Raw genomic sequence first — 5441 nt, 5'->3', positions numbered from 1 at the left:
AGTTCGTCAGGAATGAGCTTGGGTGCCTTGAGTTTCTTGGGTTTCTTGGTGGTCATTGCAACGGTCATGTAGCGTCCCTTTCGGTATCATCTCATGACCTCATGCACACAGAAAATCTGACAGGCTCACTGCGCGTCGGCGATACGGCGTTGAAAACCTCGTCGAAATGCTCATGTACCACGTGTACACTCCGCTTTCTCAGCCGTTTTCGCCTTGTCTCGCCCTTGCTCGCGAGACTTTGATTAGGTTTTTACAGCTGCGCGGCGTAGGCCTCCAACTGTGCCAACACGCTTTGCGCCTGTTCGCTTAGCTCGCCGGCGCGGGCTTCCGCCAGTTCTTGGCGGAGTTGCTGAAAATCACGGCCGGGGCCGCCGTTGAGCTTGGCTTGGCGCCATGTCTGCCACCGTTGTTGCTCCTCGCCGGACAGGGAGCGCGGGAAGTTGCGCGCGCGGTAGCGGAACAAGAGCTCGGCCAGTTGCGGGTCCTCGAAGAAAGCCATCTCGCCGGCGAGCTGGTCGGCCGACATGCGGCGCAGCTTGGTCAGCACTTTGCGGTCGTTGTTGGAAACGAATCCGCCGTAGAGGTTTTCGTCGACGTCGCGGGGCTCGCCGGACTCGCGTTTATAGACCTTTCGCCAGACCGGGGTCAGGTCCGGCAAGGCGCCGGCGTAGTCGGCGTGACGCTGGATTGGCTCCATGTCCAGGCCCCAATGCGCGGCGCGCTCCGGGCTCAGCACCTTGAGATTGGCGACCACGAACGGCGATTTATTGATGTGCACGGTTTTGAGCGGCAAGCGCTGCACGCCTTCGGGCAGGTCCTCGCTGCGGGTGTACAAGCGTTCGCGGATGGCGTCCGGCCCCAGGCCTTGCAGTTCGCGGGGGTCGTGGGACAAGTCCCAGACAATGACCTCGTTGGCGTTGTACGGGTGGGCCGCCAGGGGCCAGACCATGGCCATATTGCCGCGCTCCGCGCCATACATGCCGGAAACGTGGAGCACGGGTTTGGGCGCGTGAAGGCTGAGCTGGACCTTGACCGCGTCTTTTTTGCGCAGCGACAGGTAGAAGTCGAACAGCTTGGGCTGGTGTTGTTTGATCAGACGCGCCAGTGCAATGGTGGCTCGCACGTCGGAGAGCGCGTCGTGGGCGGTTTCGTGGGCCAGGCCGTTGGCGGCGCTTAGATGTTCCAGTTTGAAGCTGGGGCGCCCGTCTTCGTGCTGCGGCCATTGAATGCCGTCCGGGCGCAGCGCGAAGGTGGCGCGCACCAGGTCCAGCAGATCCCAGCGGCCGCACTGGTTCTGCCATTCGCGCGCATAGGGGTCCATCAGATTGCGCCAGAACAGGAAGCGGGTGACTTCGTCGTCGAAGCGGATGGAGTTGTAGCCGACTCCAATGGTGCCCGGCGTCGCCAGCTCGCGTTCGATCACGCCGGCGAATTCGTGCTCGGCCACGCCGTGCTGCAAGCACCACTGCGGAGTGATGCCGGTCAGCAGGCAGGCCACTGGGGATGGCAGGTAATCGGGCGCCGGCCGGGCGTAGAGCATGACCGGCTCGCCGATTTCATTGAGCTCGGCGTCGGTGCGGATGCCGGCGAACTGCGACGGGCGGTCCTGGCGGGGCACGGCGCCGAAGGTTTCGTAATCGTGCCAAAAGAAGCTGTGATTGGACATGGCGGCAACAATGCGGTGAAGTTGGCCGCATTGTCGCATCCATGGGGCGGCGGGGCCAGCCGCGCCGTGCTCCTTCGTCCGCGGCGCTCAATCCATCCATGAGGGTTTGCGTGTTTCCAGCATGGCCTGGATGCCTTCGCGCCCTTCTTCGCTCAGGCGGATGGCGACAATGCGCTGGATGCAGATTTCCATGCCGTCTTCCCCCATGCCCATGCCAGCGATGTCGGTCAGCAAGCGTTTGGCTTCCAGCATGGCCGCCGGGCTGTTGATCAGCAGATGATTGATCAGGAAGTCCACCGCCATGTCCAGCTCATCGCTTTCCACCACTTGGTGCACCAGCCCCAGGCGCTTGGCCTTGCCGGCGTTGAAGCGCTCCGCGGTCATGAAGTAGCGGCGCGTCGATCGCTCTCCGATGGCGCGAACCATATAGGGGGCCACCAGCGCGGGGATGACTCCCAGTTTGACTTCGGAAAAGCTGAACAGCGCTTCCGAGCTGGCGATGGATACGTCGCAGCAGGCGACTAGCCCCGCGCCCAAGCCGAAGGCGGATCCCTGAATTTTGGCGATAGTGGGTTTGGGCAAGGTGTCCAGCGTGCGCAGCAGCTTGGCCAGCAGGCGGGCGTGACGTTCCAGCTCTTCGCGTCCGAAACCGGCCATCCGCCGCATCCAGTCGATATCGTGGCCGGCGGAAAAGCTGATGCCGCTGCCGGTCAGCACCACGGCGCGCACGCTTTCGTCTTCGGCCAGGGTTTCCAGCATCGCGGTCAGCAGGCCGACGCTGCTGTCGTCCAGCGCGTTCAGCAGCTCGGCGCGGTTGAGGGTGATGGTGGCGATTCCCTTTGGATCAACGGCAAGCAAAACGGACTCGACGGTCATTCGGTTCTCCTTGTTCTGACGATGGGCGTTTTAGCTGTGGCCAAAACGGATAATGCTGCGGACAAAGGCGTCCGCGGCCTCGATATGCAATACATGGCCGGCGCCCGGCAGGATTTCCAGCTGCGCGCAGGGCAGGCGTTCGCGCAGCAACTCGGCTTGATACAAGGGCGTCAGGCGGTCTTCGTCGCCAACCAGTATATGGCAGGGCATGGCCAGCTCGTGCAGCCAGGTGCGCGCGTCGTGCTCGGTGACGCCGGCGATCAGCCGGATCACCGCGTCCCAGTCCACCATGCCGGCAATCAACTTCATATCATCCAGCATGGTGGCGTTGCTGGCGAGAAAACGGCTGGAAAACAGCCAGGGCACGCTGACCGCGTAGCGCAAGTCCAGCCCGCCGCTGTGATTGGCCGCGATCCAGCTGTCGCTGATGTGATTGTTGACGCTGTCGGCCCAGGCCAGCGTAGCTGCCAATAGCAGCCTCGACACGCGGTCGGGATGACGGCGCGCGAAGTGCTGCGCCACCATGCCGCCGTAAGACAAGCCGGTGAGATAGACCTCGGCAATGCCCAAATGATTCAATAGACCGGCGGCGAGGTCGGCTTGTTCGCTGAGCGGATATTTGTCGCCGCCGGGATGGTCGCTTTGGCCCTGACCGAGAAAATCGAAGCGCAACAGCTGGAAATGCGGCTCCAACTGAGGCTGGAGCAGAGCCCAGGCCGCGGTGGACATGGTGATGCCGTTGAATAGCACCAGCACTTGGGCGCCCTGTCCGCTGAGTTCGTAATAGACATTGTGTCCGGAGATTTCGGCATAGGGCATGGCGTTGTTCCTTTGATCAGGCGTTGGGCGACGTCAACATGCATGCTTCATTCTAGAGCGCGCCGGCGCTTGCGGGGTAATTTGCTGGCGGCGCGAGCTCAGGAAGACGGGCTGGCGCAGCGCTACCGGCTCCCAAGCCTTGGATAAGGGTAAAGTGTTTGACGAATTAAACAATGTTGATCACGCAGAGCTTGCCGGTCCTTGTGGGCGCGCTGGCCGGATTGGCTGGCCTGTATGGTCTGTCAGGGTGAGGCGCGCGCGCCACAGAGAGGATAATTTTTCGAGAGCGATTGCACTAGATGTTGTCAAATTTATTAAACGTGTCATAGGCTTCTGTTCAAGACTAAAACGACAAAGGCGCATACCGCCGTCGCGGCCGTCTGGCCGCGGCAGCTATCGGCGCCGCACAGAGGAGACATCATGTTGGCAACAGACACGGCGGTGGCGGCATGGCCACGCGCTCTCGCGGCGGGGCCGCCGGCCGGCGCGGAAAGCCGGACGGACTCTTGACCCCAAGCGCGCGGGCCTTGGCCAGCGCGATCATCAAGCAAGGCATTCGATTGCCGCCGCACCGCCTCGAGACGAGGGCCGCGCGGCGGACGCAGCAGGCCCGCGCCGCTGTGGGATTGCAATAGAGGGAACGACTCAATGACGCAAGCTGTTGCCGCCAAACCGGCCCAAGCCGCTTTTTCCGCCCACAATGCCCAAGCCGCCGAGACGCAGGCCGACGCAGACAAGGCTTATCTGCGCATTGCCGGCGTGCTGAAAAAGTTCGGCGATCATGTCGCGGTGGATCATGTCGATCTGGATATCCGCAAAAATGAAATTTTCGCCTTGCTCGGGAGCTCCGGCTGCGGCAAGTCCACCCTGTTGCGCATGCTGGCGGGGATGGAGGCGCCGACTTCGGGCCGCATCATCCTGGATGGGGAAGATATGCAGGGCCTGCAGCCGTACGAGCGGCCGGTGAACATGATGTTCCAGAGCTACGCGCTGTTTCCGCATATGACGGTGGAGCAGAACGTGGCGTTTGGCCTGAAGCAGGATAAGGTGTCCCGGGACGAGATCGCGGAGCGGGTGGGCAAGATGCTGGACCTGGTGCAGATGCGCAAGTACGCCAACCGCAAGCCGCATCAGTTGTCCGGCGGCCAGCAGCAACGCGTGGCGCTGGCGCGCAGCCTGGTCAAGCGCCCCAAGCTGCTGCTGCTGGACGAGCCCTTGGGCGCTCTGGACAAAAAACTGCGCCAACAGACCCAGCTGGAACTGGTCAACACCATCGAACAGGTGGGGGTGACCTGCATCATGGTGACCCATGATCAGGAAGAGGCGATGACCATGGCCAGCCGCATCGGCATCATGAGCGAGGGCTCCTTGTTGCAAGTGGGCACGCCGTCTGAAATTTACGATTACCCCAACTGTCGCTTCACCGCGGAGTTCATCGGCGAAAGTAATCTTTTCGAAGGCGCGGTAGTGGTGGACGAGCCGGACCTGGTTGAAGTCCGCTCGCCGGAGCTGGGCGGGGATATCCGCATCGACCATGGGATTACCGGCCCCAAGGGCATGCGCGTTTGGGCCAGCATCCGTCCGGAGGATGTGCGGCTGGACATCAAACCGCTGCCGGCGGGGCCTAACATCGCAGCCGGCGTGGTGGAGGACATTGCCTATCTGGGCAGTTATTCCATCTATCACGTGAAACTGGCCAGTGGCAAGGTCGTCAAATCTGTGGTGCCGTCTTCGCGCTGGTATGACGCGGGCGAAACCGCGCCCACCTGGGGCGATGGGGTGTTCGTCAGCTGGCGGCAGGACGTTCCGGTGGTTTTAACCCGGTAAGGGCTGCCCGCAAGCGGATGCCTGCGGCTGGGCATCCGCTTTTTTCATTTCCCATCTCCCATCGCGAAAGGAAAGGCTTTGACGCGTTTTTTCATCCCTTGATCCTGCCGCCGCATCATTTGTTTTCATGAAAGGTTTCCATGCTTCGTTTTGCCCATCAAGCCCATGCGCCATCCTATTACGCCGCCACCGCCCTGCCTTGGGAGCCTGGGGCGACGTTGCAAGGCGCCGTCGACTGCGATGTCTGCGTGGT

5 protein-coding genes are annotated in these 5441 nt (G+C 62.1%); 1 reads left to right on the top strand and 4 read right to left on the bottom strand.

Annotated elements, in window-relative coordinates:
• Nucleotides 1-250 precede the first annotated feature (250 nt).
• The 3 genes from sbcB to HA052_RS26920 all read right to left on the bottom strand — a co-directional run bounded on the left by sbcB (nucleotide 251) and on the right by HA052_RS26920 (nucleotide 3361).
• Complete coding sequence (sbcB, locus tag HA052_RS26930) at nucleotides 251-1666, bottom strand: exodeoxyribonuclease I (protein ID WP_166454415.1); 1416 nt, start codon at nucleotides 1664-1666, stop codon at nucleotides 251-253.
• A gap of 87 nt (nucleotides 1667-1753) precedes the next feature.
• Nucleotides 1754-2542: an enoyl-CoA hydratase-related protein gene (locus HA052_RS26925; protein WP_166454414.1), complete on the bottom strand. Its 789-nt coding sequence runs from the start codon at nucleotides 2540-2542 to the stop codon at nucleotides 1754-1756.
• A 30-nt stretch (nucleotides 2543-2572) separates the two neighbouring features.
• A complete protein-coding gene (locus tag HA052_RS26920) occupies nucleotides 2573-3361 on the bottom strand; it encodes an alpha/beta fold hydrolase (protein WP_166454413.1) in 789 nt (262 codons plus the stop codon).
• Between the two features lie 648 nt (nucleotides 3362-4009).
• On the opposite strand from HA052_RS26920, the gene HA052_RS26915 reads away from it, so the two are divergent.
• A complete protein-coding gene (locus tag HA052_RS26915; RefSeq protein WP_081546218.1) occupies nucleotides 4010-5188 on the top strand; it encodes an ABC transporter ATP-binding protein in 1179 nt (392 codons plus the stop codon).
• On the opposite strand, the gene HA052_RS26910 is transcribed toward HA052_RS26915, so the two are convergent.
• Nucleotides 5177-5317: a hypothetical protein gene (locus HA052_RS26910; protein WP_166454412.1), complete on the bottom strand. Its 141-nt coding sequence runs from the start codon at nucleotides 5315-5317 to the stop codon at nucleotides 5177-5179. The two genes, HA052_RS26915 and HA052_RS26910, sit on opposite strands and share 12 nt — an antisense overlap.
• Between the last annotated feature and the right edge of the window lie 124 nt (nucleotides 5318-5441).

Origin of the sequence: Chromobacterium fluminis (genome assembly GCF_011602385.1) — a bacterium.
In the GTDB taxonomy this organism is placed as follows: domain Bacteria; phylum Pseudomonadota; class Gammaproteobacteria; order Burkholderiales; family Chromobacteriaceae; genus Chromobacterium; species Chromobacterium fluminis.
This window is presented reverse-complemented; position numbering and strand designations above follow the sequence as displayed.

Coding starts and splice junctions, on each gene's coding strand:
- HA052_RS26915 (WP_081546218.1), top strand. CDS start 4,010: ATGACGCAAGCTGTTGCCGCCAAACCGGCCCAAGCCGCTTTTTCCGCC.
- HA052_RS26925 (WP_166454414.1), bottom strand. CDS start 2,542: ATGACCGTCGAGTCCGTTTTGCTTGCCGTTGATCCAAAGGGAATCGCC.
- HA052_RS26920 (WP_166454413.1), bottom strand. CDS start 3,361: ATGCCCTATGCCGAAATCTCCGGACACAATGTCTATTACGAACTCAGC.
- sbcB (WP_166454415.1), bottom strand. CDS start 1,666: ATGTCCAATCACAGCTTCTTTTGGCACGATTACGAAACCTTCGGCGCC.
- HA052_RS26910 (WP_166454412.1), bottom strand. CDS start 5,317: ATGAAAACAAATGATGCGGCGGCAGGATCAAGGGATGAAAAAACGCGT.